We start from the raw sequence: 25,920 nt of genomic DNA, 5'->3' as shown, positions 1-25,920 counted from the left end.
ACGCTTCGTCGAATTTGTGGAATCTACCTTAATCGCCGCCAAAAAAACGCGCGGCGGCGGGCATTCAGGTAAATTCTTCGATTGCCTGGCGGTTACTCCAGGACTTGGTTAAGGCTGCGGCAGCGGCGGGGTCCAGCCAGCGGGCGGCGAGGTGTTCGGTGAGCAGCAAATCGCGCTCCTGCGGCAGTGCCAGCCGGAACCAGTGTTCACGGTTATGGGTGGTGCCTGGCGCATAGCGATGGCGATAGTGCGGGAAGATTTCAAACTCAATGTGTTTGTGACAATCATCCAGCACCAGCTGTTCACCGACAACGTCGATACCGAGCTCTTCTGTTACCTCTCGTTGTGCGGCCTGACGCGGGGTTTCACCCGCCTCAAGACTGCCCGTGACGGATTGCCAAAAGTTCACATCGTCACGTCGCTGCAGCATTAACACCCGGCCGGTGTCTCGCGCGAAAATCACCACCAGCACCGAAACCGGGTATTTATAGCCCATTACTTGTTCTCTGACTTTTCTTTCTTCGGTGCCACCAAAATGCCCAAATCCAGCAGCGCTGCCGGGTTGGCTTCACTTGGTGCTTCGGTCATCAGACACGCAGCTGCGGTGGTTTTCGGGAACGCGATAACATCACGGATGTTGTCGGTGCCGGTTAGCAACATAGTCAGACGATCCAGACCAAACGCCAGGCCCGCATGCGGTGGAGTACCGTACTTCAGTGCGTCCAGCAGGAAGCCAAACTTCTCGCGCTGCTCTTCTTCGGTGATGCCGAGGATGCTGAACACCGTCTGCTGCATTTTACCGTTATGGATACGCACTGAACCGCCACCCACTTCGTAACCGTTGATCACCATATCGTAGGCATTCGCTACCGCCTGCGTTGGATCTACCGCCAACTGCTCAGCCGTCAGTTCTTTCGGTGAAGTGAAAGGATGGTGCATAGCCGCCAGACCGCCCTCTTCGTCCGCTTCGAACATCGGGAAGTCGATCACCCACAGCGGGGCCCACGCTTTCTCATCGGTGATTTGCAGATCGCGACCCACTCTCAGACGCAGTGCGCCCAGCGCATCCGCCACCACTTTGGCACGGTCAGCGCCGAAGAAGATCAGGTCACCATCTTGTGCAGCAGTGCGGTTCAGGATCGCATCAACGATTTCCGGGGTCAGGAATTTCGCCACCGGGCTCTGTACGCCCTCGAAGCCTTTCGCACGCTCGTTGATCTTCATCCACGCCAAACCTTTAGCGCCGTAGATCTCAACAAACTTGCCGTATTCATCAATCTGCTTACGGGTCAGCGCCGCGCCGCCTGGCACACGCAGGGCAGCAACACGGCCTTTAGGATCGTTAGCCGGGCCCGCGAACACCTGGAATTCGACGCTTTTCAACAGGTCAGCCACGTCCACCAGTTCCATTGGGTTACGCAGGTCTGGTTTGTCGGAGCCGTAACGGTTCATCGCTTCGGCGAAAGTCATCTGTGGGAAGTCACCGAGGTCCACGCCTTTCACATCAATCCACAGTTCGCGGATCAGACGCTCCATCTTTTCACGCACCTGCTCGGCGGTCATGAAAGAGGTTTCTACGTCGATCTGGGTGAATTCCGGCTGACGGTCAGCACGCAGGTCTTCGTCACGGAAGCACTTCACGATCTGGTAGTAGCGGTCAAAGCCGGACATCATCAACAACTGTTTAAACAGCTGTGGAGACTGCGGCAATGCGTAGAACTTACCTTTGTGCACACGGCTCGGCACCAGATAGTCACGTGCGCCTTCTGGCGTGGCTTTGGTCAGCATCGGCGTTTCGATATCGAGGAAGCCCTCGTTATCCATAAAGCGGCGCACGAAGCTGGTGATTTTCGCACGGGTTTTCAGACGCTGCGCCATTTCCGGACGACGCAAGTCCAGATAGCGATAGGTCAGGCGCGCTTCTTCGCTGTTGGTCTGGTTGGAGTCCAGCGGCAGGGGTTCAGCACGGTTAATAATGTTCAGTTCATGGGCGAAGACTTCAACATCACCGGTCGCCATGTCGCTGTTGCGGTTTTTTTCTTCACGTGCACGCACGGTGCCGGTGATCTGGATACAGAATTCGTTGCGCAGCTCAGATGCCAGCTGGAAAGCTTCCTGACGATCGGCGTCGAAGAATACCTGAGCGATACCTTCACGGTCGCGCATATCGATAAAAATCAGGCTGCCCAGATCGCGACGGCGATTAACCCAGCCGCAGAGAGTGACTTGCTGACCCACGTGGGACAGATTGAGCTGTCCGCAATATTCTGTACGCATAACGTATCCTTTTAACTTCGCCGCTGCTGCCAGACAACATCAGGCCGCGTAACCTTCTGAGATGCTGTCGCAAAAAAGGCGGCTATTATAATGGAAAAACCCAGGCAGGATAAGTAGAGCCAGATCAAAGCGAATAAATGATCGGCAATTATCGTCGCTGTTTTTCCTGCCAACAGAGAAACAGGTTACATTACGCCACACATTCCCGCACACAAAGGATTCAGGAGCACCGGTTTGACACTTCGTATTGGGTTACCGCAATGGCAGCATCCGCGCTGGAAAATGTTCGGGCTGGAAACGCTCGCCGATTACGCCCAGCTGTTTGACTGTGTTGAAGGCAACACCACGCTCTACGCTTTACCGACGCCAGAAGTGGTGATGCGTTGGCGCGACATGACGCACGATGATTTTCGCTTTTGCTTTAAATTTCCCAAAAGCATCAGCCATACCGCCGCGCTGCGAAACTGTGACGACCTGCTCAACGAGTTCTTCCGCTTGCTCGACCCGCTCAGCCAGCGTATTGGCCAGTACTGGCTGCAACTGCCCGCCACTTTTTCACCGGCCCAGTTGCCAGACTTATGGGGATTTTTAGACAGTTTGCCCCGCAACTTCCGTTACGGCGTGGAAGTGCGCCACGAGCAGTTTTTCGCCAAAGGCGATGCGGAACGCGCTTTCAATCGCGGCCTGCTGGAACGTGGCGTTAATCGCGTGATCCTCGATAGCCGCCCAGTGCACGCCTCCACCTCGCAAACCGCTGCCGCCGTAGATGCCCGGGCGAAAAAGCCGCGCGTGCCGCCTCACGCAGTGCGTAGCGGGTCGCAGCCGATGGTTCGCTTTATCGGCAGCGACAGCGTTGAAGAGAGTCTGCCGTTGTTTGCGCCTTGGCGGAAAAAGCTGGCGGAGTGGCAGCATGACAGCGATCCCATGCTGTTTATTCATACGCCGGATATGGGCGAGGTGTTTCCGCTACTGCAGGCGCTGTGGCCACAGTTGCTGCAACTGGAACCCTCATTGCGCAATCTGCCTGACTGGCCGCAACAATCGAGTCTGTTCTAAACTCAAAGCGGGTGCAGCCTGCGGCAGTTTCTGCCAGAATAGCGCCCTTTCCGTTTTCTCTCCGGACCTTTCATTATGTCTGACCGCGATACGCTATTTTCCGCACCTATCGACAAGCTGGGTGACTGGACCTTTGACGAGCGCGTGGCTGAAGTCTTTCCCGATATGATTCAGCGCTCGGTGCCGGGCTATTCCAATATCATTTCGATGATTGGCATGCTGGCAGAACGCTTTGTGCAGCCCAACAGCCAGGTTTACGATTTGGGTTGCTCGTTGGGTGCCGCCACGCTCTCCGTCCGCCGCAACATTCATGTGCCGGGCTGCCAGATTATTGCCGTGGATAATTCACCGGCGATGGTTGAGCGTTGCCGCCGCCACATCGATGCCTTCCGCGCGGATACGCCGGTGCAGGTGATCGAAGCGGATATTCAGGATATCCATATCGAGAATGCTTCGATGGTAGTACTGAACTTCACGCTGCAATTCCTTGAGCCACCTGCCCGTCTTGAGCTGCTGAAGAAAATCGCGCAGGGCCTGAACCCCGGCGGCGCGCTGGTGTTGTCAGAAAAATTCAGCTTTGAAGATGCCGACGTTGGCGAACTGCTGTTTAACATGCATCACGACTTCAAACGTGCCAATGGTTATAGCGAATTAGAGATCAGCCAGAAGCGCAGCATGCTGGAAAACGTGATGTTGACGGACAGCGTCGAAGCCCATAAAGCGCGGCTGAAAACGGCCGGTTTCGCCCATGCTGAGTTGTGGTTCCAGTGCTTTAACTTTGGTTCTTTGGTAGCGTTGAAATGATTGATTTTGGCCGTTTTTATCAGCAAATCGCCACGGGGCCACTCGCCAGCTGGCTTGAAGTCTTGCCTGCACAAGTTGCAGCGTGGCAACGCGAAAACCTGCACGGGAAATTCCGTGACTGGGAGAAGTCAGTCGAGTATTTACCTCTCCTGACGCCACAAAAGCTGGATTTGCTGGATAGCGTCAGTGCGCAAGCTGACAACCTCAGCGATCGTCAGCGTCTGGGTATTGAGAATCTGCTGCGCAATTTAATGCCGTGGCGCAAAGGGCCGTATTCCCTGTATGGCACTGAGGTCGATACCGAATGGCGCTCCGACTGGAAATGGGATCGTGTATTGCCGCACATCTCTCCCCTGACGCATCGTACCGTGTTGGATGTCGGCTGCGGCAGCGGCTATCACATGTGGCGCATGATCGGTGCAGGCGCAAAACTGGTGGTCGGTATCGACCCGATGCAACTGTTCCTGTGCCAGTTCGAAGCCGTGCGTAAACTGCTGGGCGACGATCGCCGCGCGCATCTGTTACCGCTTGGCATTGAGCAACTGCCTGCGCTGCAAGCTTTTGATACGGTGTTCTCGATGGGCGTGCTGTATCACCGCCGTTCACCGCTCGATCATCTGCTGCAGTTGAAAAATCAATTGGTGAGTGACGGCGAACTGGTGATGGAAACCCTGGTGGTTGAAGGGGACGAAAACACCGTGCTGGTGCCGGGTGAACGCTATGCGCAAATGCGTAACGTCTACTTCATCCCCTCTGCTGCCGCCTTAAAAGGCTGGCTGGAGAAGTGTGGTTTTGTTGATGTCCGCATCGCCGATTACGCCGTGACTTCCGTCGAAGAGCAGCGCCGCACCCCTTGGATGACCAGCGAATCACTGGCCGAGTTCCTTGATCCTAATGACAGCAGCAAAACGGTAGAAGGCTATCCAGCACCACTGCGTGCGGTACTGGTGGCACGCAAGCCTTAGTGCTTATCGCCGCGACAGCGCCAGCTTCGCGGCGAAACCGATAAACACGCAGCCGGTCAAACGATCCATCACTTTCAATACCGCTGGACGGCGCAAATGCGCAGCAAAATACTGGCTGCCGCCGATCAGCACCGCATTCCACACCAGGCCAATCGCCATATGCGTTAACGCCATCAAGGTACACCACAGCGGCACTGACGCACCGGCCGGAATAAACTGCGGCAGGAAGGTGACATAAAATACGCCGACTTTCGGATTCAGCAGGTTACCGAGTAATCCACGAGAGAAGCAGGCGACATAGCTTTGCTCTTTTGTTTGTACTCCCTGCCCCTCTTCGGCTTGGGTGCGCGGATTAAGCAGCAGTTTGACCCCGAGGTAGAGCAAATAAGCGGCACCCACCCACTTCAGCAGGTTATAGGCCATTTCAGATGCCAGCAGCAGCGCGCCTAAACCTAAGCCCACCGCCACGCCCCACACCAGACAACCCAGCGTCACGCCAAAAGCCGTCGCTGAAGCACGTTTCCAACCCTGGGCGGCGGCAGAACGCAGCACCAGTGCGGTGTCAAAACCCGGTGTCAGAGTCAGAATGGTGATCGCAAACAGAAAAGATAAAATCAGTGTCATGGCCTGCTCCTTGTTTATGCGCCGCTATCTTAACGCTCTCGTAACATATTGACGATAATTACCTTCCGTCAGTAATTGATAATGATTCTCAACTTGCCAGTTATGGTTAAATCTTCGTCATCTAACTGTGTCACCTTAACAGCAACTGCTTTTCTCACATCAAGGAGTTGTCGCTATGAGTAAATTCATTTTTTCTTCTCCGCGTAAGTATGTTCAAGGCGCCGGTGTACTGGATGAGTTGGGAACCTATGTTGCTGAACTCGGGCAGCATGCGTTTCTGGTGGCTGACGATATCGTCTGGAATCTGATTGGTGAACGCACGCAGAAAACGTTGCAGGCGGCAGGGATTGAATTCAGCCGCCAGCCGTTTAACGGTGAAGCCTCCAGCAATGAGATCAACCGCTTAACGCAGCTGGCAAAATCACAGGGCAGCAATGTGGTGGTCGGCCTTGGCGGCGGTAAAACCCTGGACACCGTCAAAGCGATTGCCGATGAGCTGAAACAGCCGGTTGCGATTGTACCCACCGTGGCCTCAACCGATGCGCCTTGCAGCGCGTTGTCGGTGATCTACTCGGACAGTGGTGTGTTTGAAAGCTATCGTTTTTACAGTAAAAACCCTGACCTGGTGTTAGTTGATACCGCAGTCTGCGCATCTGCGCCTGCCCGCCTGTTTGCATCTGGCATTGCCGATGGTCTGGCAACCTGGGTGGAAGCACAAGCGGTGCTGCGCTCTCATGCCAAGTCGATGGTGAATGGTGATCCGACTATCGCCGGGACTGCCATTGCACGTGCCTGCGAAGAGACGCTGCTGACGTGGGGATTCAGCGCCTACACCGCAGTGAGCGAAAAGCGCGTCACGCCAGCGGTAGAAGCCGTAGTGGAAGCGAACACCCTGCTCTCTGGTTTAGGTTTTGAAAACGCCGGTCTGGCCGGTGCCCATGCGATTCACAATGGGTTTACCGCCATTGATGGCGATATCCATCATCTGACCCATGGCGAGAAAGTGGCATACGGCACGCTGACGCAGATGGTACTGGAACAGCGCCCTGACGAAGAGATTGCGCGTTACATTCGCTTCTATCGCGCGATCAAGATGCCGACCACGCTGAAGGAGCTGCACCTGGAGAATGAATCCTGGGAGAATCTGGTGCGTGTTGGGGCGTTGGCGAACAGTGAGGGCGATACCCTGAAAAACCTCAATCCAAACCTGTCAGCGGAAGATATTGCCAACGCGATTGTGGCGGTGGATGCATTTAGTCAAACCGTGAAATAACATCGCGCGATGATCGCGCCGCTACAAAGTATGCACGTCGTAGCGGCGCAATTTATTGCGCAATCTCTCCATCAGTCCCCGTCATCCGCCATCGCCGGTGGTCGATCCCAATACTGATACTTGTAAGCCGAACTCAAATGGCGCTCGATGGTGCCCTTGGCAAACACTTCGGTTTCATGCAGGTAACTCAGCGTGCAATTACCTACTTCGTCCCACAGTTGGCATTCATCAACCGAATGCAAAGTACTCACCGGGGTGGTCGATAAGCCATTGAGCCGCATTTCGCGCCATTGGTTATCGTAACTGTAAGTATCTTTGCTGCGCGCGCTGGAGGATGACGTCACCAGCCCTTGCGGGTTCCAGTGCCAGGTGTTTTCACCGTTAGTGGACGTATCACTGCCCCGCGCCACGCTTTTTTCCAGCCGGAAGTGTTTGTCATAACGGTAGGTAGTATCGCTAAAACCGTCTTTACCCATGCTGGTGAATTTATCTGAAGAACTGACAATGTTGCCATGCTGCCCCATTTGCCAACTAATGGTGCCCTGACGGTTATCCACCACTTCCTCTTTTCCGGCTTTGATCACTTTCACCAGATAGGCATATTCTGCGACCCAACCACGCTGCACGCGGGCAATGTGCTGCTCCATGGTCAGCACCACATTGCCTTCGTTTTTATCGTAGGTAATGTCTGCCACCATTAAATCCCCACACTGGTCAAACTGTCCCAGCACCCTTTTTTGCGAATCAACGTCTTTGCCGAACTCACCTGCCACCACCTGACGCACCGCGCCTTTGGCATCACCGCCCAGCATGATCCAGTTATTGCTGCTGGTGATGTTTTTGCTGAATGGCGGACAGGCCGTACTCGCCGCCAGCGCAACGCCGGATACAGGAAACAGCAGCACTAAAACAGCACAAGAGAAGGATTTCATGAGGATTTATCCGTAGCAGCCATGAACTAATCAAAGCATCTTTTTGCGTAACGCGCTATCAACGGCCGAACGACAGATAAAAAGAACCCCAGCAAGAAGCTCTGGGGTTTGGTACTTGCAAACATCACGTCCTGGGTATGGCGTGCTGCGCGGCAAAAACGGTTTTTTAATCAGGCGACACGAACAGCGGTCATTTCCATCATGCTTTTCATCGCTTCAACCACATCGCCATCGACACACGTTCGACTAAATTCATCAGTTTCCGCTTCGGAGCACATTGAGACACCGGCTTTACGGTAGCGCATCGGTGAAGCGACTAAACGGCTGGCGGAGCTGTGGACTTCCTGCAGACCACTATCGATAAACTTCTGCAAATTGCTTAAACGGACGCCCGCACCGGCCATAATAATTGGACCCGTACTCAGTTCATTTAGTTCCCGCAATAATGCAATTCCTGTCTCGGCGCTTTGCTGCTGACCGGAGGTCAAGATCCGGGCAATGCCTAAATCAGCCAGCACTTCTAACGATTTTTTTGGGCTGTGGCACAAATCAAAAGCACGGTGGAACGTCACCGCCATACCGTCACACAGCGCCATAATTTGTCGCATACGCGCGATATCAACATGCGCATCTTCATCCAGCATGCCAATCACCACACCGGGAAATCCGAGTTCACGCATCAGCGCAACATCGGATTTCATCACCTCAAATTCCTGCGTGGTGTAACAAAAATCGCCGCCACGTGGGCGAACAATCGGGTGAACCGGTATCGTCAGTTCACGTTGTGCGGCTTCCAGCACGCCAGCCGACGGCGTCAACCCGCCTTCACGTGGGGCGCTACACAGCTCCACGCGATCGGCACCGGACTGCTGTGCAGTCATTGCACAGTCGATGCCGTAGCAACAAATTTCCAGTTTCGTCATACCTTGCTCCTTTTCATGACTTCTGGCTCGGGAGGATGGCTTCAGTTAGTCTGCTTAGTGGGATAGTTTACGTGGAAACCTCACTATGGCATTCGATTTTGATCAATGGATAGACCGTCGTCACAGCGATAGTTTGAAATGGCACAAATATGGCGATCGCGATGTACTGCCTTTATGGGTTGCCGATACCGATTTTCGCTCACCGCCGTGCATTATTGAGGCCATTAAAAAGCGCGCCGATCATGGTGTTTTCGGCTACGGTGCCACGCCAAGTGGTTTGATTGATATCACCGTTTCACGTTTAGCGCAGCGCTACAACTGGCATATTCAACCGGATTGGATTGTTATGCTACCCGGCGTGGTCAGCGGTCTTAACCTTTCGGTCCGCGCATTTACGGAAACTGGGCAGCGTACGGTGGCCCCCACGCCCATCTACCCCCCGTTTCGCGCGGCATCAAAGCTGGCCAACCGCGAGCAAATTAATTTGCCGATGCGGTTATTGAGTGGGCGCTGGGTCATGGACCTCGATGCTGCCGCTTTGCAAGGCGATGAACGACTGCTGATGCTGTGTAATCCGCAAAATCCTGGCGGCACCGTATATCGCCGGGATGAACTGGAGGCACAGCTAGTGTTTGCCCAACAACATGACCTCATCGTCTGCTCTGACGAAATCCACTGCGATTTGATCCTCTCGCCCGACGCACAGCACATTCCGTTCGCCGCCTTAAGCGAGGATGCGGCTCAGCGCAGCATCACGCTAATCTCACCGTCAAAAACCTTCAATATCGCCGGACTGGGTGCCTCAATGGCGATAATCCCTAACCCGGAGTTGCGTAAGCGCTTTAAACAGGCGCGTGAGGGCATTGTGCCAGGGGTGGATATTCTTGCCCTGGTGGCCGCTGAGGCGGCATGGCGTGAGGGCGATGAGTGGCTTAATGCACAAATCCACTATCTGCGCGCCAACCGCGACTGGCTGGTGAGCGAAATCAATGCCACGCCCGAGCTCACCATGAGCACACCCGAAGCAACCTATCTTGGCTGGATTGATGCCAGCCAGTTAAATGTTGCCAGCCCTGCGCTCTACTTCGAAAAACACGGTCTGGGCTTTTCACCCGGTCGCGATTTTGGCGATGACCACTTCGTACGCTTCAACTTTGGCTGCACGCGTGCGCTGCTGGAACAAGCGGTCGCGCGTTTACAGCAGGCGCTGAACGCACGTCGTTAATTTTGCTCACTGGCGACGATCTCTTCCAGTCGCCACGGGTGAAATTTAATCGTGGTTTGCCCATCCGTCACTGCCAGTGTCGGATTGGGTAAACGTTCATTGTCACCTTTCGGCGCGCTGGTTTTGAACGAAATGCCGGGTTGCGTCAGCGCATCATCGGACAGCAACGCCATCGCGCGCATACCCAAGGTTTCGGGTTCTCCGCGCAAGACGATCTCCACATGCTCCCAACCTTCGTGGCGATAAAGTTTCTCACCCGGCCAGGGTAATTCAATGACATCGATTTGCCATCCCGCCAGCGTCAAAGGTTGATGTAATTTGAATAAACAGATCGGGCGACCATTGATCATCGCCTCTGAAAACTGGCTACCGATTTGCAGTAATCCCGCCTTCCAGCGCTCGGCTGTCGCAAACTGGTGACAACGCACCGCAAGGTGATCGGCTTCGTGTTGCGTGAGTTCGAGCCCTAATCGCGCTGAAAATTGCTGTAACGCCTGTTCAAAACGCATTAAGTCTTGTTCTAAATCACTCAGTTCCGAAGGGAAAATCATCTTAATACTCCTAAAACGCCGATATTAGTTCAGTTATTTTAATCAATTATAAAATGGGGCCGCCAAAGATTACGCTTGACAAAATCGTCGGATTCCTCCGATTTCACTACGTAAATGGCCTAAAACCGCATAAATAGCCCACTCGATTAGGATTAATCGCCCAAACAGGTCCAGAAGTTACTTTATGAAAGTGGCTTAACCTCCTGTTAATATTAACGATAATTAATACAATGAGATAACTCTTATTTCAGTTGCAAACAATTGCAGCTTGATACCCTTTCTTATAAATTTGTGTTTCACAACTTCAAGGAATGGCTCTATGTCTATGCTCATTGTTGTCGCGGTCCTGATTGCATTGATGGGATTTGCAATTTCCCGCCACTGGAAGGTGCGTGAAGACAAAAGCGTTAAAAATCCTCGTCGTCACCCGCGCCGCCGTTAATCGGCGCGCGGGCTGATGTTGCCCGCCCTTGTGCATGCGAAAAGCTGACGCACCTTAACATTTCACGTATACTTCCCCTCTTATTTTTCCGTCCCGCCGTGTCGTTGCGGGATGAAGGCATCGGCTCACCGCACGTGGTGGGCCTTTTCAGCATATGAAGGTAACGCGGTGAATATTCAGGCTCTTCTTTCCGATAAAGTCGGTCAGGCAATGGTAGCGGCGGGTGCACCTGCTGATTGCGAACCCCAGGTTCGTCAGTCCGCGAAAGTGCAGTTCGGCGATTATCAGGCGAACGGTATCATGGCTGTGGCGAAAAAGCTCGGTCAGGCACCGCGCCAGCTGGCTGAACAGGTGATTCAGCATCTGGATCTCGCCGGCATCGCCAGCAAAGTCGAAATCGCCGGCCCCGGCTTCATCAATATTTTCCTCGATCGCCAATGGCTGGCGGCGCAAGCCGCGCAGGCACTACAATTGCCGCGCCTGGGTTTGAGCAGTCTCGAACCGCAAACCATCGTGATTGACTACTCGGCACCTAACGTGGCGAAGCAAATGCACGTTGGCCATGTCCGCTCAACCATCATTGGTGACGCAGCGGTGCGTACGCTGGAGTTCCTGGGTCACAAGGTGATCCGCGCTAACCACGTCGGTGACTGGGGTACCCAGTTCGGTATGCTGATTGCGTATCTGGAAAAGCAGCAAAACGAACATCATGAAGATATCGCCCTGGCTGATCTCGAAGAATTTTACCGCGAAGCCAAAGTGACCTATGACGCCGATGAGGCCTTCGCCGAACGTGCACGTGGATACGTGGTGAAGCTGCAAGGCGGCGACGAGTACTGCCGCAGCATGTGGAAGAAGCTGGTCGATATCACCATGAGTCAGAATCAGGAAGTCTATGACCGCCTGAACGTGACGCTGACCCGCAAAGACGTGATGGGTGAAAGCCTTTACAACGACATGCTGCCGGGCATCGTCAGTGACCTGCGTGAAAAAGGTCTGGCGGTGACCAGCGAAGGCGCAACCGTGGTGTTCCTTGATGAGTTTAAAAACAAGGAAGGCGAACCGATGGGCGTGATCATCCAGAAAAAGGATGGCGGCTATCTCTACACTACCACAGACATTGCCTGCGCCAAGTATCGCTATGAATCCCTGCATGCTGACCGCGTGCTCTACTACATCGACTCACGCCAACATCAACACTTGCAACAGGCCTGGACCATCGTGCGTAAAGCCGGTTATGTGCCAGAGTCGGTGCCACTTGAGCACCACGCGTTTGGCATGATGCTAGGCAAAGATGGTCGTCCGTTTAAAACCCGCAGTGGCGGCACCATCAAGCTGGCCGACTTGCTGGATGAAGCGGTAGAGCGTGCGCACGCGTTAGTGAGTGAGAAGAACCCAGAGATGTCAGCGCAAGAGCTGAAAGATCTGGCGGAAGTGGTCGGTATTGGCGCAGTGAAATACGCCGATCTGTCAAAAAGCCGCACCACTGATTACATCTTCGACTGGGACAACATGCTGGCGTTTGAAGGCAACACCGCGCCTTACATGCAGTATGCCTACACCCGCGTGCTTTCGGTGTTCCGTAAAGCCGGTATCGACGCTGAGACGCTGAGCGGCGACATCGTGCTCACCGAAGATCGCGAAGCGCAACTGGCTACCCGTCTGCTGCAGTTTGAAGAAGTGATTACTCAGGTCGCTCGCGATGGGACGCCGCACGTGATGTGTGCTTACCTGTACGATCTGGCTGGCCTGTTCTCCGGCTTCTACGAACACTGCCCGATTCTCTCTGCCGAGGATGAACAAGTGCGTCTTAGCCGTCTGCAGCTGGCCGCGCTGACGGCTAAGACGCTGAAGCAAGGTCTGGATACGCTGGGGATTAAAACCGTCGAGCGTATGTAAGAATAAAAAACCCGCCAAGGCGGGTTTTTTATTGGCTACTGATAATTCACCGTCACTTCACTGCTTATCACCCGCAAGCCCGGGGGCAACGCGCCTTTCCCCTGAAAACCAAACGCCAAATGCAGGGTTTCCTCAGCTGAGATATTTGCCAGCCCACGCGTACTGCCGCTACCGCCCTCAAGCTCCACGCAACGTTGCGTGGTACACAACCGCACGATCATCCCGGAAGGCGCGGGACGGCTGAGCTGATAACGCCAGTTCACGACTGTAATAGTGCCCGGTGCAGCAGAGGGTGCCTTTAAAGCCGGCGTCATTAGCCAGTTACCGCGCACCCCGATACTCGGACCACTGGCGCTGTCGCTCCATGCACCCGTTGCGGCATCGGCATACAGTGGCAGCGCCACCATCGGTAACATCATTAATGTCCAACACCAGCGACGCATGGATTACTTACCTCCAATGGTGGCGGTCATACGGATTTGACGATTATCGGTCAGTTCCATATTCGACAGCACCACCAGTTGCGGCAGATTACGACGCAGGAAGCGCGCCAGCAGCGCACGCAGCGGATGGTTAACCAGCAGCACCGGCGGTGCACCAGTCATCTCCTGCTGCTGCAATGCACCCTGTGCTTGTACCAGCAAGCGGTCTGCCAGGCCCGGTTCCAGACCACCACCGCCCTGCAATGCTTGCAGGAGCAGACGTTCTAAAGTGGCGTCGAGACCAATCACCTGAACTTCGCCGTTGCCGGGGAACCATTGCTGAGTAATCGCGCGGCCCAGGGCGACACGTACCACACTGGTGAGCTCCTGCGGGTCGGTTTGCACCGGAGCATGCTCTGCCAGCGTTTCGATAATGGTACGCATATCGCGAATCGAAACGCGTTCGATCAACAGGTTCTGCAATACCTTGTGCAGCGTGGTCAGGGTAATCACGCCCGGCACCAGATCTTCTGTCAGCTTTGGCATCTCCTGCGTGACGCGATCCAACAGCTGTTGAGCTTCCTGACGACCAAACAACTCGCTGGCATACTGACCAATCAGGTGGTTCAGGTGAGTCGCTACCACGGTACTGGCCTCTACCACGGTAAAGCCCTGAATCTGTGCCTGCTCTTTCAGGGCGCTGTCGATCCAGATAGCCGCCAGGCCAAAGGCTGGATCGACGGTCGGTTCACCCGGCAACGAACCTGCTGCGGTGCCCGGGTTAATGGCCATCCAACGTCCCGGATAAGCATCACCACTGCCAATTTCCACCCCTTTCATCAGGATGCGATATCGCGCAGGGGGCAGCTCCATGTTGTCGCGGATATGCACCACCGGCGGCAGGAATCCCACCTCTTGCGCCACTTTTTTACGAATACTGCGGATGCGCCCCAGCAGTTCACCATTTTGCAGGTGATCGACCATCGGGATCAGGCGGTAACCCACTTCGAGACCCAATGAATCTTCCAACTGGACATCGGTCCATGACGCTTCCACTGTGGCTGGCGTCTCTTGGGTTTTCACCAGGCTTGAGGTTTCAGGCGCTTTCTTCGGCTTCATCTCACGTCCACGCAGCCACCAGGCAAGACCCAGCAGTGCCGCAGTAAACAGCAGGAAGACAAAGTTCGGCATTCCCGGTACCAGGCCGAGCAAACCGATAACCCCGCCACTCAGCATCAATACCCGAGGATTGTTGAACAGCTGGGTAACCATCTGCTCGCCAACATCCTGATCGGTGCTGACGCGCGTCACAATGACACCCGCAGCGGTGGAGATCACCAGCGCCGGGATCTGTGCCACTAAGCCGTCACCGATGGTCAACAGGGTATAAGTTTCACCTGCGTGACCGAGGTCCATACCGTGTTGCACCACGCCCACCAACAGACCGCCGATGACGTTGATCACCATGATCAAAATTCCGGCGATGGCATCACCACGAACAAATTTACTCGCACCGTCCATCGAGCCGTAGAAGTCAGCTTCCTGCGTCACTTCCGAACGACGACGCTTAGCCTCTTCTTCACCGATCAAACCGGCGTTCAGGTCAGCATCGATCGCCATCTGCTTACCTGGCATCCCGTCGAGTACGAAACGGGCGCCTACTTCGGCGATACGTCCGGCACCCTTGGTGATAACCATAAAGTTGATGATAACGAGGATGATGAACACCACGATACCGATGGCAAAGTTACCGCCTACCAGGAAGTGACCAAAGGCCTCTACCACGCGGCCCGCTGCGTCAGCACCGGTGTGACCATCCAGCAGGATGATACGCGTTGACGCCACGTTCAGCGCCAGGCGCAGTAAGGTGGAGAACAGCAGAATGGTGGGAAACGCGGCGAAATCCAGCGTGCGCTGCGTAAACATCGCCACCAGCAGCACCATGATCGACAGGGCAATGTTAAAGGTGAACAACAGGTCGAGAATGAATGCCGGTAACGGCAGCACCATCATCGACAGGATCAGCATGATCAACACCGGCCCTGCCAGCACCTGCCACTGCGTGTCTTTAAAATTGCCCGGTAAACGCAGCTTTTCGGCCAGATTAGCCATCGTTTCTGTTCTCTCCTGCAAAGTCCATGTCTGCCGGAACCGGCAGCTGTTTTGGTTTGGTTGGGATCAGGCCGCCTTCACGCTTCCAGCGCCGCAGTTGCCATACCCACGCCAGCACCTCCGCCACCGCAGCATAGAGCGCGCCGGGGATGAACTGACCAATCTCTGTGTGTCGATAGAGCGCACGTGCCAACGGCGGTGCTTCAAGGATCGGGACGCGGTGCTCTTTTGCCAGCTCACGTATTTTCAGGGCAATATCACCGGCCCCTTTGGCAATCACCTTGGGCGCGCTCATCTTGCCTTCCTGATACTGCAGCGCCACCGAGTAGTGCGTTGGGTTGGTAACAATCACATCCGCTTTCGGCACATCCGCCATCATGCGACGTCGCGCGGCTGCACGCATCGCCTGACGAATACGCCCTTTCACGTGCGGGTCACCTTCGTTCTGCTTATGTTCGTCTCGGATTTCCTGACGCGACATTTTCAACTTTTTGAAGTGGCTGTAGAGCTGCCAGAACACGTCGAAACCCACCATCGGAACCAGGCCCAGCATGATCAGCGCACAGCTGATGGCCATCATGCTTAAACCGTGGTGCAGCGCGTTGACCGGGGATTCACTGATCAAGCGCAGCATCTCTTGCCAGTGTGACCAGATGTACCAGCCTGCCACCAGCCCCACCAGTACTGCTTTCAAAATCGCCTTTAACAGCTCAGCCCAGGTTTGCGAGGAGACCATGCGTTTCAATCCGCTAAGAGGATTGAGCTTATTGAAATCCAGCTTGATAGATTTGCCACTGATGTTGATACCGCCGAGTAGCATCGGTGCTGCAATCGCGACAATCACCAAGCCCGCCATCAAAGGCAGCAAAGCCATCACTGCCTGACCAATCAGGTTGCTGATGTGCGCGATGATCATTTTGTCATCGGTGACCATGGCGTGGTCAAAACGAAACCCGGTGGCCAGCATACTGGCCAGCTGCTCCGCCATATGGGTGCCACCCAGCCACAGGATCAGCAAGCCCGCCAGCAACATCAACACCGATGTTAACTCGCGCGATCGCGGAATCTGTCCCTCTTCGCGCGCCTTTTCTAGTCGGTGCGCCGTGGGCGATTCTGTTTTGTCCTCGTCGCTCTCTTCAGCCACGACATACCTCAGCTGGCAGGAATTCTGAGCATAGGATGCCAAAACCCGCCGTGGCTAAAGCGTGGATTAAGGGGGAGAAATGCGAGTTTATTGGGCCATAAGTGAAATTGCGCTGCAGTGCTCGCGATAAAACCGCACCACCTCTCCCACCAACAGCAGTGCCGGAGATTGTGCCTGTTCGCGGACAATGGTTGCCGACAAGTCCGCCAGCGTTGTCACCATTACTCGTTGATCGATACGCGTGCCATTTTCGATGATTGCCACTGGCGTATCGGCAGCGCGGCCCTGTGCCTGCAGTTGTGCGCTGATGCTGGCGCTCCATTTCAGCCCCATGTAGAACACTAAGGTCTGATTGCTGGCGGCTAAACTGGCGTCTTCCAGTTGAGGTTCGCCGCTCCTGCCATGCCCGGTGATTAACCGCAGCGATTGCGCGCAGTCGCGATGGGTAAGTGGAATGCCGCTGGCCGCAGCACAGCCTGCTGCAGCGGTAATCCCTGGCACAACCTGACAGGTAATACCCGCTTGCTGGAGAAACAACATCTCTTCGCCACCGCGTCCGAAGATAAAGGGATCGCCTCCCTTCAGCCTCACCACCAAGCGACCACTCGCGGCTAAATCTGCCAGCAACTGATTGATCTGCGCCTGCTTCAGCCCATGGCTGCCCGGCTTTTTACCGACATCAATAGCCAGCGTACTGTGTGGGACTTCGGCCATAATCTCATCGCTGACCAGCCGGTCAAATACCACCACATCAGCAGATTTGATTAACCGTAGCGCTTTAAGCGTCAGCAACTCGACATCCCCCGGCCCAGCCCCCACCAACCAGACACAGCCCTGAACAGTTTCGCTTCCCTGCGGATTGAGCAACTTATCAAGAGAGCTTATCGCCTGTGTCATCACATGCCCCTTTACTGCGCGACGCGCAGGGTTGTCAGTAAATTTTTTAACTCTGGAATACAGGAGCCACAATTGGTGCCACATTTCAGCATTGCGCCAAGTGCGGCCGTGGAATCGCAGCCCTGCTCAATCGCCCGTCGAATCGCTACGTCGCCGACACCGAAGCAGCTGCAAATAGTCCGGCCTGGATTTTCACCTTGTGCTGGACGCCCGCCCAACAGGGTATGGCGCTGCTGAGGTGAATTCGGTGTGTGCGTAAAGGCGCGAGCAACAAATCCATGATCGATTTCCGGCAACCAAGGGGCCGCATAAAAGGCACATACCAGGTTGCCGTTACGCCAGCCCAGCATATGCCGCTGCTGACCCGACTGTGCTTGTTGCCACTGCACATCCCGCATGCCCGGTTGCTGCATCAGCCAATCCGATGCCTTACCGTTGCCTGCCACGACATAACGCTGTACCCCCTCTTGAGGCGCGCGAGACCAGTACAGCAGTTGTTGAGGTGCCATCACCGCTGGCATGAACAGCCACCCCTGCCATGCAGGACGCAACGGCTGCAGACGCACGGCGGTTTGTTTCAGAGCAGGTTGGCCAGAATCGGGACAGCAGTTGGCCGCCACTAAGCCATCTACGTTGGCCTGAGCGCTAAACTGGCGCGTCCAGTGCATGGGAATAAACAGCTGACCACGCGTTAATCCGCTGTCGATCACCACACGACCGCTCCACCAGCCCAGCGCAGACTGTACACGCGTCAGATCCCCCTGACTTAAGCCATGCGCTGCCGCGTCGTGCGGATGCAGTGACACAAAGGGCTCATCGTAATGCTGCATCAATCGCGGAACATTGCCGGTGCGGGTCATGGTGTGCCACTGGTCGCGAATACGACCAGTGTTCATTAACAAGGGGTAATCGTTACAGGTCTGGGTTTTGATGGGGATGGCGGGTGGCAGCAAGCGCGCTTTACCATCTCCATGGAAGAAGCGCCGATCGGCAAACATCCGCGCCGTGCCTTCAGGCCTTCGCGCATTGATTGGCCACTGCACCGGCGTCAGCTGGTCATATTGTTCCCGGGTGATAGTTGCCAGCGCGCTGATATCAAAAGCACGGCGACCACCATTCTCGAAGCCAGACAGCGCGGCATGCTCAGCAAAAATCTCGCAGGGGTGCTGCCAGGCAAAGGCCGCGCCGAATCCCAACCGCTGCGCCACCTGCGCCAGCAACCACCAGTCAGGTTTCGCTTCGCCTGCCGGTTCGATAAAACATCGCTGGCGTGAAATACGACGTTCGGAATTCGTTACCGTGCCATTCTTCTCGCCCCAGCCTTGCGCGGGGAGCAGCACATGCGCTAAATCCGCGGTATCGCTATGGGCGCTCACCTCCGACACCACCACCAGTTCGCATCGGGCTAACGCCTGAGCGATACGATTACCTTCTGGCATCGAGACCGCGGGATTGGTGCCCATGATCCACACCGCTTTCACTTCACCACGATCAATCGCCTTAAACAGATTGACCGCCGTTAACCCTGGCTGACGGGCCACGCGTGGGCTGTTCCAGAAGCGGCTGACCCGGTCCACCTCCTCCTCACTGAATCCCATGTGCGCCGCCAGTTGATTAGCCAGTCCACCCACTTCCCGGCCGCCCATGGCATTCGGCTGCCCGGTCAACGAAAACGGTCCTGCGCCGGCATAGCCAATTTTGCCGCTTAACAGATGCGCATTGATAATGGCGTTGTTGTTGTCACTGCCGGTTTGCGACTGATTAATGCCCATACACCACAGCGTCAATACGCGTGGTTGCGATGCAAATAGCTGCCAGAAGTTGGTGATTTCCTGTTCGCTAAGCTGGCAGGCTTCTGCCACCGTCGCCAGATCCCACACTTTGCAGGCTGCCAGCGTCGCTTTAACGTTCGCCAGATGCGGCAACATGGCGGCATCGACGGCATCATGGTCGCTCAGCCAGTTGAGCAGCCCGGCAAACAGCGCGCTGTCCGACCCTGGTTGCAAGGCGAGATGCAGGTCCGCGATATCACAACTGGCCGTGCGGCGGGGATCGATCACCACCAGTTTCATCTCGGGGCGATCGGTTTTCGCCTGCACCAGTCGCTGCCACGCTACCGGGTGCGCCCATGCCGCGTTCGAGCCGACCAGCACCACGACATCGGCCTGTTCGATATCTTCATAGCAGCATGGCACCGCATCCGCACCCAACGCGCGCTTGTAACCGACCACGGCGGACGCCATGCACAGCCGTGAATTGGTATCGATATTGGCCGCCCCAATAAAGCCTTTCATCAACTTGTTGGCGGTGTAGTAATCCTCGGTCAGCAACTGGCCCGAGCCATAAAATGCCACGGCCTGTGGGCCATGTTGATCGATGACCTGCTGCATTCTTGCCGCTACATGATCCAGTGCCACCGACATGCTGACACGCTCACCATTGATCTGTGGCCACAGCAGACGCCCTTCATGAGACAAGGTTTCGCCCAGCGCAGACCCTTTCACACACAGACGGCCAAAGTTGGCGGGATGCTGGCGATCGCCGCTGACAGGTTGATCCGGCGCGCTGACCTCGACACCACAACCCACGCCACAGTAAGGACAGGTGGTTTTCATGATGCCGCCGCGAGCGCCAGCATTGGCTGATGCCCTAGCCACACTTTGCCGCCATCAATCCGCACCGGCCAGCAGCGCAGTTGATGTTCAGCGTTATCGAGGCTTTGTCCATCCCGCAGACGAACACGCTGTTTGTAGAGGGGCGAGATCACCACCGGTTCACCCGCCACATCGCCAAGAATGCCGCGTGACAGCACGCTCGCCTGTGTGCCCGGTTCGATATCCTCCAGTGCGTAAATGGTTTCGCCCATGCGGAACAGTGCCACGCGCTGGCCACCCAGCCGAGCGCCGATACCCGCGGATGCCGGAATCGCTGTCACATCACAAATCGCGCTCCAGGGTTCGTCAGGCAATGTTGTCACTGGAATGATGTCCATTGATGCAGGCTGGCGCTGATCGCGCACCCGCACATAGTTCAGGGTTTCATCCGCTTCCTCGCTGTTGAGCGTGGGGGTAAACAATGCGCGGCGGGAAGGATCTTGCAGCGTGCTGAGCCATTCACACTGGTAGCGATCCACCACTAACTGCATCTCCTGCTCCAGCCTCTCGCCGATACCCAGCACATCCTCAATCACCACTCGACGCAGGTAGTCCAAACCGCCTTCCATGTTATCCATCCACACACTGGTGCGTTGCAGACGATCGGCCGTGCGCACGTAGAACATCAGGATACGATCGACGTAACGCAGCAAGGTTTCATCATCGAGATCGCTGGCAAACAGGTCTGCGTGGCGCGGTTTCATGCCGCCGTTGCCGCACACATACAGATTCCAGCCCTTATCGGTGGCAATCACGCCTATGTCTTTGCTCTGTGCTTCCGCGCACTCACGGGTGCATCCCGATACCGCCATTTTGATTTTGTGCGGCGCGCGCAGCCCTTTGTATCGATTCTCCAGCGCAATGGCGAAGGCGGTGGAGTCCTGAACACCATAGCGACACCAGGTCGAACCCACGCAAGACTTCACCGTACGCAACGATTTACCGTAAGCGTGACCGGTCTCGAAGCCTGCAGCAATCAGGGTTTCCCAGATATCCGGCAACTGTTCAAGGCGTGCGCCAAACAGATCGATGCGCTGGCCGCCGGTAATCTTGGTGTAGAGGTCGTAGCGTGCGGCCACCTCCCCGATGGCGATCAAACCTTGCGGAGTAATCTCACCGGCTGGCACACGCGGCACCACAGAATAGGTGCCATCCTTTTGGATATTGGCAAAGTAGCGGTCGTTGGTATCCTGCAACGGCAGGTGCTGCGGTTTAAGCAGGTATTCGTTCCAGCAGGATGCCAACAACGACCCGGCCAGGGGTTTGCATACTTCGCAGCCATGTCCACGGCCATGCTGCTGGATCAGTTGTTCAAAGGTGGTGATATGGTCGACGCGGATCAGGTGATACAGCTCCTGACGTGAATAGGCGAAGTGTTCGCAAATATCTTTCTTTACCTCCACGCCCTGGTTCGCCAACTCCAGTTCCATCACCTGCTTAACCAAAGCGCTACAGCCGCCGCAGCCGGTAGCCGCTTTGGTACAGCTTTTGATCGCTGCCATATCGCCACAGCCACTCTGCACCGCAACGCAGATATCCCCTTTGCTGACATTGTGGCAGGAGCAGATTTGCGCGCTTTCAGGTAATGCTGCCACGCCAAGGGCTTTGGAGGGTGAACCTGCCAGCTGTGGCAAAATCAGGCTTTCCGGTTCACTGGGCAACGGCATTTTATTCAACATCATCTGCAACAGGCTGCTGTAGTCGCCGCTATCGCCCACCAGCACACCGCCGAGCAAGGTTTTGCTCTCTTTGCACACCACCAGTTTTTTATAGATGCCTTTCGGGTTGTCTGTCCATTGGTAGCTTTGGCTGTCGGCCGTGCGACCGTGCGCATCCCCAAAAGAGGCGACTTCGACGCCGAGCAGCTTGAGTTTGGTGCTCATGTCCGCACCGCTGAACGCCAGTTCCTCCTGGGCCAACTGCGCGGCCAGTACACGCGCCATTTGATAGCCCGGTGCCACCAGACCGAAAATTTGCCCCTGCCAGAGCGCGCACTCGCCGATGGCATAAACTCCGGCTACGTTGGTTTCACAGCCATCGTTGATCGCAATGCCGCCGCGCTCGCCAAGTTGAATCCCCGCCGCGCTCGCCAGGGTATCACGAGGACGAATCCCCGCGGAGAACACAATCAAATCGGTCTGCAGCACACTGCCGTCGGCAAAACGCATCTGCACGCTGCCATCGGGCAGGCTTTCAATGGCTTCCGTCTGTTTGCTGGTGTGCACCTGCACGCCGAGTGCACTGATCTTGCCGCGCAACATCTGCGCGCCGCCATCATCGAGCTGCACCGCCATCAGGCGCGGGGCGAACTCCACGACATGCGTTTCTAACCCGAGCTGTTTCAGCGCGTTCGCGGCTTCCAGACCTAACAGCCCCCCACCAATCACCACGCCGCGGGTGGCGTGTTCGGCACAGGCAGCAATTGCATCCAAATCCGCGAGTGTGCGATAGACAAAACAGCGCGAATGTTCACGTCCAGGCACCGGCGGCACAAAGGGTATCGATCCCGTCGCCAGTACCAGTTTGTCCCAGGCCAGTTCCGCACCGCTGGCATCGCGCAGGCTGCGCTTATCGGTATCTATCGCCAGCACTTCGCAGCCGCTGCGCAGCTCAATACCGTATTTCTCAAAGAAGTTGTCGCTCACCAGTGAGAGATCGTCAGCCGTTTTTCCGCCAAAATACTCGGTGAGATGAACGCGGTCATACGCCATTTGAGGCTCATCGCCATATACCACGATGTGGTAGTGCTGGTGCAACTCGCGGCTCACCAGCTGCTCCAGAAAATGGTGGCTGACCATACCGTGGCCCACCACGGCGAGAAGAGGTTTGCTCATCACATTGCTTCCTGCAGCACACGGCTGCGTTAAGGGGTTATCCAGTCCGAACAGTGCATTGATATCCACACGTTCACCCTGTTGAAGTGGGTTAAGCAGCGCGCCTGCACGTTGGGTATCGCCAAACAGCAATACGCCGCGCAACGCGCCGTTACGCAGAAACAGGCGCTGATAGTGATTGTCGATAGGATCAAAACTGCTGATGGATTCGCCTTCGCGAATATCGCCTGCACTGAACATCTCAATGCCGGTGACCTTTAGCCGCGTACCGCTCTCTTGATAGTGAAAGTCCGCCATCGGCTCACCGGCGAGTTGTGCCGTCAGCACATCGGCCTGCGCCAGACAGGGGGCGACCAGTCCAAAGGTTTCACCTTCGATTTCGCAACATTCACCCAGTGCATACACGTCATCGATGGCGGTTTGTAACTGACGATTGACCACAATGCCGCGCTGGCACGGCACACCGGCCTGCTGCGCCAGTGCCATTTCCGGCAGCACGCCAATCGCCATGATCACCTGCTGTGCAGGTAAACGTGTGCCATCGGTCAAGGTGACCGCATCGCTATGGATCGACTGTAGCGATACGCCAAGGTGGCAGTGAATACCTCGCTGGGTCAGATGCTGCGTCAACAACGTGCCGGCCTGCTGATCCAACTGACGGTCCAGCAGCCAAGGGCGATGGTGCAGCAACGTGACATCACGCCCACGCAGACGCAGTGCCGCCGCCGCTTCCACACCTATCAATCCCCCACCCAGCACCACCACCGGGCCTTGTTGCGCCAACATCGTCTCGACATCACGTAATGTGCGGAAACCCAGCACCTGAGGGCGTTCGACTCCCGGCAGATCGGGCATACGCGGTCGTGAACCACAGGCGAACACCAGTTTGTCCCAGTGCAGCGTGCGTTGATCGGTGAAGACCCTTTGTGCTTTGAGATCCACCTGCAGTGCTGTTTCACCCATCAACAATTGCACCTGATGGGTGATGTACCAATCCGGCGCGTGGATCAGCGTATCCAGAAAGGCTTTCTCGCCTGACAGCACAGGAGACAACATCACACGGTTGTAATTGCCCTGGGCTTCACGGCCAATGACCGTGATGGCATAACGGCCCGGTGCGCGCTGCAAAAGGGTTTCCACCATCCGCATCGCGGCCATCCCGTTACCAATCACCACCAGCTGCTGCACCATGACCTGTTCCTTAAGCGACCGCAGTCTGCTTTTCGTAGAGGAAGTGCAGAATCTGCTGACGCAGCTGGTGATAGCGCGGCTCGTCGGCCAAGGCCACGCGAGAACGTGGACGCGGCAGATCGATGGTGAGAATCTCACCAACTTGTGCCGCAGGCCCGTTGGTCATCATCAACACGCGGTCTGACAGCAGCACGGCCTCATCCACATCGTGGGTGATCAGCACAATGGTGGTCTTCAGCTCCTGCTGAATGCGCATCACGCTGTCTTGCAAATGTGCTCGCGTCAGGGCATCCAGTGCGCCAAACGGCTCGTCCAGTAGTAGCACGCGCGGTTTCATCGCCAGTGCGCGCGCAATGCCCACACGCTGTTTCATGCCGCCGGAGATTTCCGCTGGCCGCTTGTGCATGGCGTGGCTCATCTGCACGCGATTGAGGTTGTGTTCGATCCACTCACTCATTTCGCTTTTGTTCATCTGCCCCTTAAACACCTGCTGTACCGCCAGTTCGACATTTTGGTAAGCCGTGAGCCACGGCAGTAATGAATGGTTTTGGAACACCACGGCACGCTCTGGACCGGGGCCATTGATTTCGCGGTTTTCACACAGCAATACGCCGCTGCTGGGTTGGGTCAATCCGGCAATCAGGTTAAGCAAGGTGGATTTACCGCAGCCTGAGTGACCAATCAGGCTGAGAGTTTCACCCGGGTGAATATCAAAGCTAACGTTATCGAGTGCCAGGAATTCACCGCTGGCGGTGTTGAAACACTGGCTGACCTGCTGAACGCGAATAATGGGGTTCATGGTTGGCTCCTTATTTATCCCAGCTAAAACGACGTGCCAGCAGCATCAATGCCTGCTCCAGCAGCAACCCAATGACACCAATCACCACGATGGCAATCAGGATGTTTTCGACGTTGAGGTTGTTCCACTCGTTCCAGATCCAGAAACCGATGCCCAGCCCCCCCGTTAACATCTCCGCGGCAACAATCACCAGCCAGGCGATACCCATCGAGAGGCGCATACCGGTCAACACAGCGGGCAGAACCGCTGGGAACAGAATGCGGCGCATCACCGTCCATTCGTTAAGGCGCAAGACACGGGCCACATTGAGGTAATCCTGGGGGATACGCTGCACTCCTTCGGCGGTGTTAATCACCATCGGCCAGATCGAGCAGATGAAAATGGTCCAGCTGGAGGCAGGCTCCGCGCGTTGAAACAGCAGCAGACCAATCGGTAACCACGCTAAAGGGCTGACAGGACGCAGCAGTGCGATGATGGGATTGAACATGCGCGCCACAAAGGTGAAGCGCCCAATCAGGAAACCTGCGGGTATCCCCACCAGCGCTGCCAGACCAAATCCCACCGCCACACGTTGCAGCGATGCCACGACATTCCAGCCGATGCCCTGATCGTTGGGGCCGTTGTTGTAAAAGGGGTCGGCGAACAGCGTCACTGCCGCTTGCCAGGTCGCCAACGGCCCAGGAAAACCTTTGCTCGACATGGCGGCCAACTGCCAGACGAATAGCAGGACGATCAGTCCGCAACTCGCCGGGATCAGCCGCAGTAACAGCGGCCGCAGCCAGCGTTGCCGTGCTCGCGGTTGTTGTGCGACGTTCAGCGCAATCACCTGCGCCGGTTGAGCGACGGCGGGAGTCGCCACTTTCAGCGTACGGGCTTCAGATTTCATGCTGACCTCA

21 protein-coding genes are annotated in these 25,920 nt (G+C 55.9%); 7 read left to right on the top strand and 14 right to left on the bottom strand.

Annotation, left to right across the window (positions count from 1 at the left end):
* Positions 1-64: 64 nt before the first annotated feature.
* Both nudB and aspS read right to left on the bottom strand, forming a co-directional pair.
* On the bottom strand, positions 65-496 hold the full coding sequence (gene nudB / locus LK04_RS07400; RefSeq protein WP_039335307.1) for a dihydroneopterin triphosphate diphosphatase: 432 nt from the start codon (positions 494-496) through the stop codon (positions 65-67).
* On the bottom strand, positions 496-2,277 hold the full coding sequence (gene aspS, locus LK04_RS07395; protein WP_039335305.1) for an aspartate--tRNA ligase: 1,782 nt from the start codon (positions 2,275-2,277) through the stop codon (positions 496-498). Before aspS ends, nudB begins: the two co-directional genes overlap by 1 nt.
* Positions 2,278-2,511: 234 nt before the next feature.
* Here aspS and LK04_RS07390 point away from each other — a divergent pair, with 234 nt between their 5' ends.
* The 3 genes from LK04_RS07390 (at position 2,512) to cmoB (ending at position 5,102) form a co-directional block, all read left to right on the top strand.
* The gene (locus LK04_RS07390; protein ID WP_039335303.1) at positions 2,512-3,333 is read left to right on the top strand and encodes a DUF72 domain-containing protein; all 822 of its coding nucleotides are present in this window, start codon (positions 2,512-2,514) and stop codon (positions 3,331-3,333) included.
* A gap of 75 nt (positions 3,334-3,408) precedes the next feature.
* Complete coding sequence (gene cmoA / locus LK04_RS07385; RefSeq protein ID WP_039335302.1) at positions 3,409-4,137, top strand: carboxy-S-adenosyl-L-methionine synthase CmoA; 729 nt, start codon at positions 3,409-3,411, stop codon at positions 4,135-4,137.
* Positions 4,134-5,102, top strand: coding sequence for a tRNA 5-methoxyuridine(34)/uridine 5-oxyacetic acid(34) synthase CmoB (gene cmoB, locus LK04_RS07380; RefSeq protein ID WP_039335301.1), 969 nt, complete (start codon positions 4,134-4,136; stop codon positions 5,100-5,102). The genes cmoA and cmoB overlap by 4 nt, the downstream gene beginning before the upstream one ends.
* A 3-nt stretch (positions 5,103-5,105) precedes the next feature.
* Here the strand turns inward: cmoB and LK04_RS07375 are convergent, their stop codons facing one another.
* Complete coding sequence (locus LK04_RS07375) at positions 5,106-5,726, bottom strand: LysE family translocator (RefSeq protein ID WP_039335300.1); 621 nt, start codon at positions 5,724-5,726, stop codon at positions 5,106-5,108.
* A gap of 175 nt (positions 5,727-5,901) precedes the next feature.
* Here LK04_RS07375 and LK04_RS07370 point away from each other — a divergent pair, with 175 nt between their 5' ends.
* Positions 5,902-6,999 (top strand): glycerol dehydrogenase, encoded by a 1,098-nt coding sequence (locus LK04_RS07370; RefSeq protein ID WP_039335299.1) that lies wholly within the window; start codon positions 5,902-5,904, stop codon positions 6,997-6,999.
* Between the two features lie 71 nt (positions 7,000-7,070).
* Here the strand turns inward: LK04_RS07370 and LK04_RS07365 are convergent, their stop codons facing one another.
* Together LK04_RS07365 and cutC are read right to left on the bottom strand one after the other, a co-directional pair.
* The gene (locus LK04_RS07365; protein WP_039335298.1) at positions 7,071-7,931 is read right to left on the bottom strand and encodes a hypothetical protein; all 861 of its coding nucleotides are present in this window, start codon (positions 7,929-7,931) and stop codon (positions 7,071-7,073) included.
* Between the two features lie 170 nt (positions 7,932-8,101).
* Positions 8,102-8,854 (bottom strand): copper homeostasis protein CutC, encoded by a 753-nt coding sequence (cutC, locus tag LK04_RS07360; RefSeq protein ID WP_039335297.1) that lies wholly within the window; start codon positions 8,852-8,854, stop codon positions 8,102-8,104.
* An 85-nt stretch (positions 8,855-8,939) separates the two neighbouring features.
* On the opposite strand from cutC, the gene LK04_RS07355 reads away from it, so the two are divergent.
* Positions 8,940-10,079, top strand: coding sequence for a MalY/PatB family protein (locus LK04_RS07355; RefSeq protein WP_039335295.1), 1,140 nt, complete (start codon positions 8,940-8,942; stop codon positions 10,077-10,079).
* On the opposite strand, the gene LK04_RS07350 is transcribed toward LK04_RS07355, so the two are convergent.
* On the bottom strand, positions 10,076-10,636 hold the full coding sequence (locus tag LK04_RS07350; RefSeq protein ID WP_102136008.1) for a VOC family protein: 561 nt from the start codon (positions 10,634-10,636) through the stop codon (positions 10,076-10,078). The two genes, LK04_RS07355 and LK04_RS07350, sit on opposite strands and share 4 nt — an antisense overlap.
* A 313-nt stretch (positions 10,637-10,949) precedes the next feature.
* Here LK04_RS07350 and LK04_RS20915 point away from each other — a divergent pair, with 313 nt between their 5' ends.
* Positions 10,950-11,072, top strand: a complete 123-nt coding sequence (locus LK04_RS20915; RefSeq protein ID WP_007889544.1) for a hypothetical protein — start codon at positions 10,950-10,952, stop codon at positions 11,070-11,072.
* 168 nt (positions 11,073-11,240) lie between these two features.
* Positions 11,241-12,971: an arginine--tRNA ligase gene (argS, locus tag LK04_RS07345; protein WP_039335489.1), complete on the top strand. Its 1,731-nt coding sequence runs from the start codon at positions 11,241-11,243 to the stop codon at positions 12,969-12,971.
* Between the two features lie 35 nt (positions 12,972-13,006).
* Here the strand turns inward: argS and flhE are convergent, their stop codons facing one another.
* From flhE to ntrB, 8 genes are all read right to left on the bottom strand, one after another.
* Positions 13,007-13,414 (bottom strand): flagellar protein FlhE, encoded by a 408-nt coding sequence (flhE, locus tag LK04_RS07340; protein ID WP_039335291.1) that lies wholly within the window; start codon positions 13,412-13,414, stop codon positions 13,007-13,009.
* A gap of 3 nt (positions 13,415-13,417) precedes the next feature.
* A complete protein-coding gene (gene flhA / locus LK04_RS07335; protein ID WP_039335289.1) occupies positions 13,418-15,505 on the bottom strand; it encodes a flagellar biosynthesis protein FlhA in 2,088 nt (695 codons plus the stop codon).
* Positions 15,498-16,649 (bottom strand): flagellar biosynthesis protein FlhB, encoded by a 1,152-nt coding sequence (flhB, locus tag LK04_RS07330; RefSeq protein WP_039335288.1) that lies wholly within the window; start codon positions 16,647-16,649, stop codon positions 15,498-15,500. The genes flhA and flhB overlap by 8 nt, the downstream gene beginning before the upstream one ends.
* An 87-nt stretch (positions 16,650-16,736) precedes the next feature.
* Positions 16,737-17,546, bottom strand: coding sequence for a uroporphyrinogen-III C-methyltransferase (gene cobA, locus LK04_RS07325; RefSeq protein ID WP_039335286.1), 810 nt, complete (start codon positions 17,544-17,546; stop codon positions 16,737-16,739).
* Between the two features lie 11 nt (positions 17,547-17,557).
* Complete coding sequence (locus LK04_RS07320) at positions 17,558-20,161, bottom strand: nitrate reductase (protein WP_059109785.1); 2,604 nt, start codon at positions 20,159-20,161, stop codon at positions 17,558-17,560.
* Complete coding sequence (gene nirB / locus LK04_RS07315; protein WP_081998137.1) at positions 20,158-24,225, bottom strand: nitrite reductase large subunit NirB; 4,068 nt, start codon at positions 24,223-24,225, stop codon at positions 20,158-20,160. Before nirB ends, LK04_RS07320 begins: the two co-directional genes overlap by 4 nt.
* A 10-nt stretch (positions 24,226-24,235) precedes the next feature.
* Positions 24,236-25,024, bottom strand: coding sequence for an ABC transporter ATP-binding protein (locus tag LK04_RS07310; RefSeq protein WP_039335220.1), 789 nt, complete (start codon positions 25,022-25,024; stop codon positions 24,236-24,238).
* A 10-nt stretch (positions 25,025-25,034) separates the two neighbouring features.
* Positions 25,035-25,910, bottom strand: a complete 876-nt coding sequence (gene ntrB / locus LK04_RS07305) for a nitrate ABC transporter permease (RefSeq protein ID WP_039335218.1) — start codon at positions 25,908-25,910, stop codon at positions 25,035-25,037.
* Positions 25,911-25,920 lie beyond the last annotated feature (10 nt).

Source organism: Pantoea vagans (assembly GCF_001506165.1).
Classification (GTDB): Bacteria; Pseudomonadota; Gammaproteobacteria; order Enterobacterales; family Enterobacteriaceae; genus Pantoea; species Pantoea vagans_C.
Note: the sequence above shows the minus strand (reverse complement) of the source record. Positions and strands in the feature narration are given on the sequence as shown.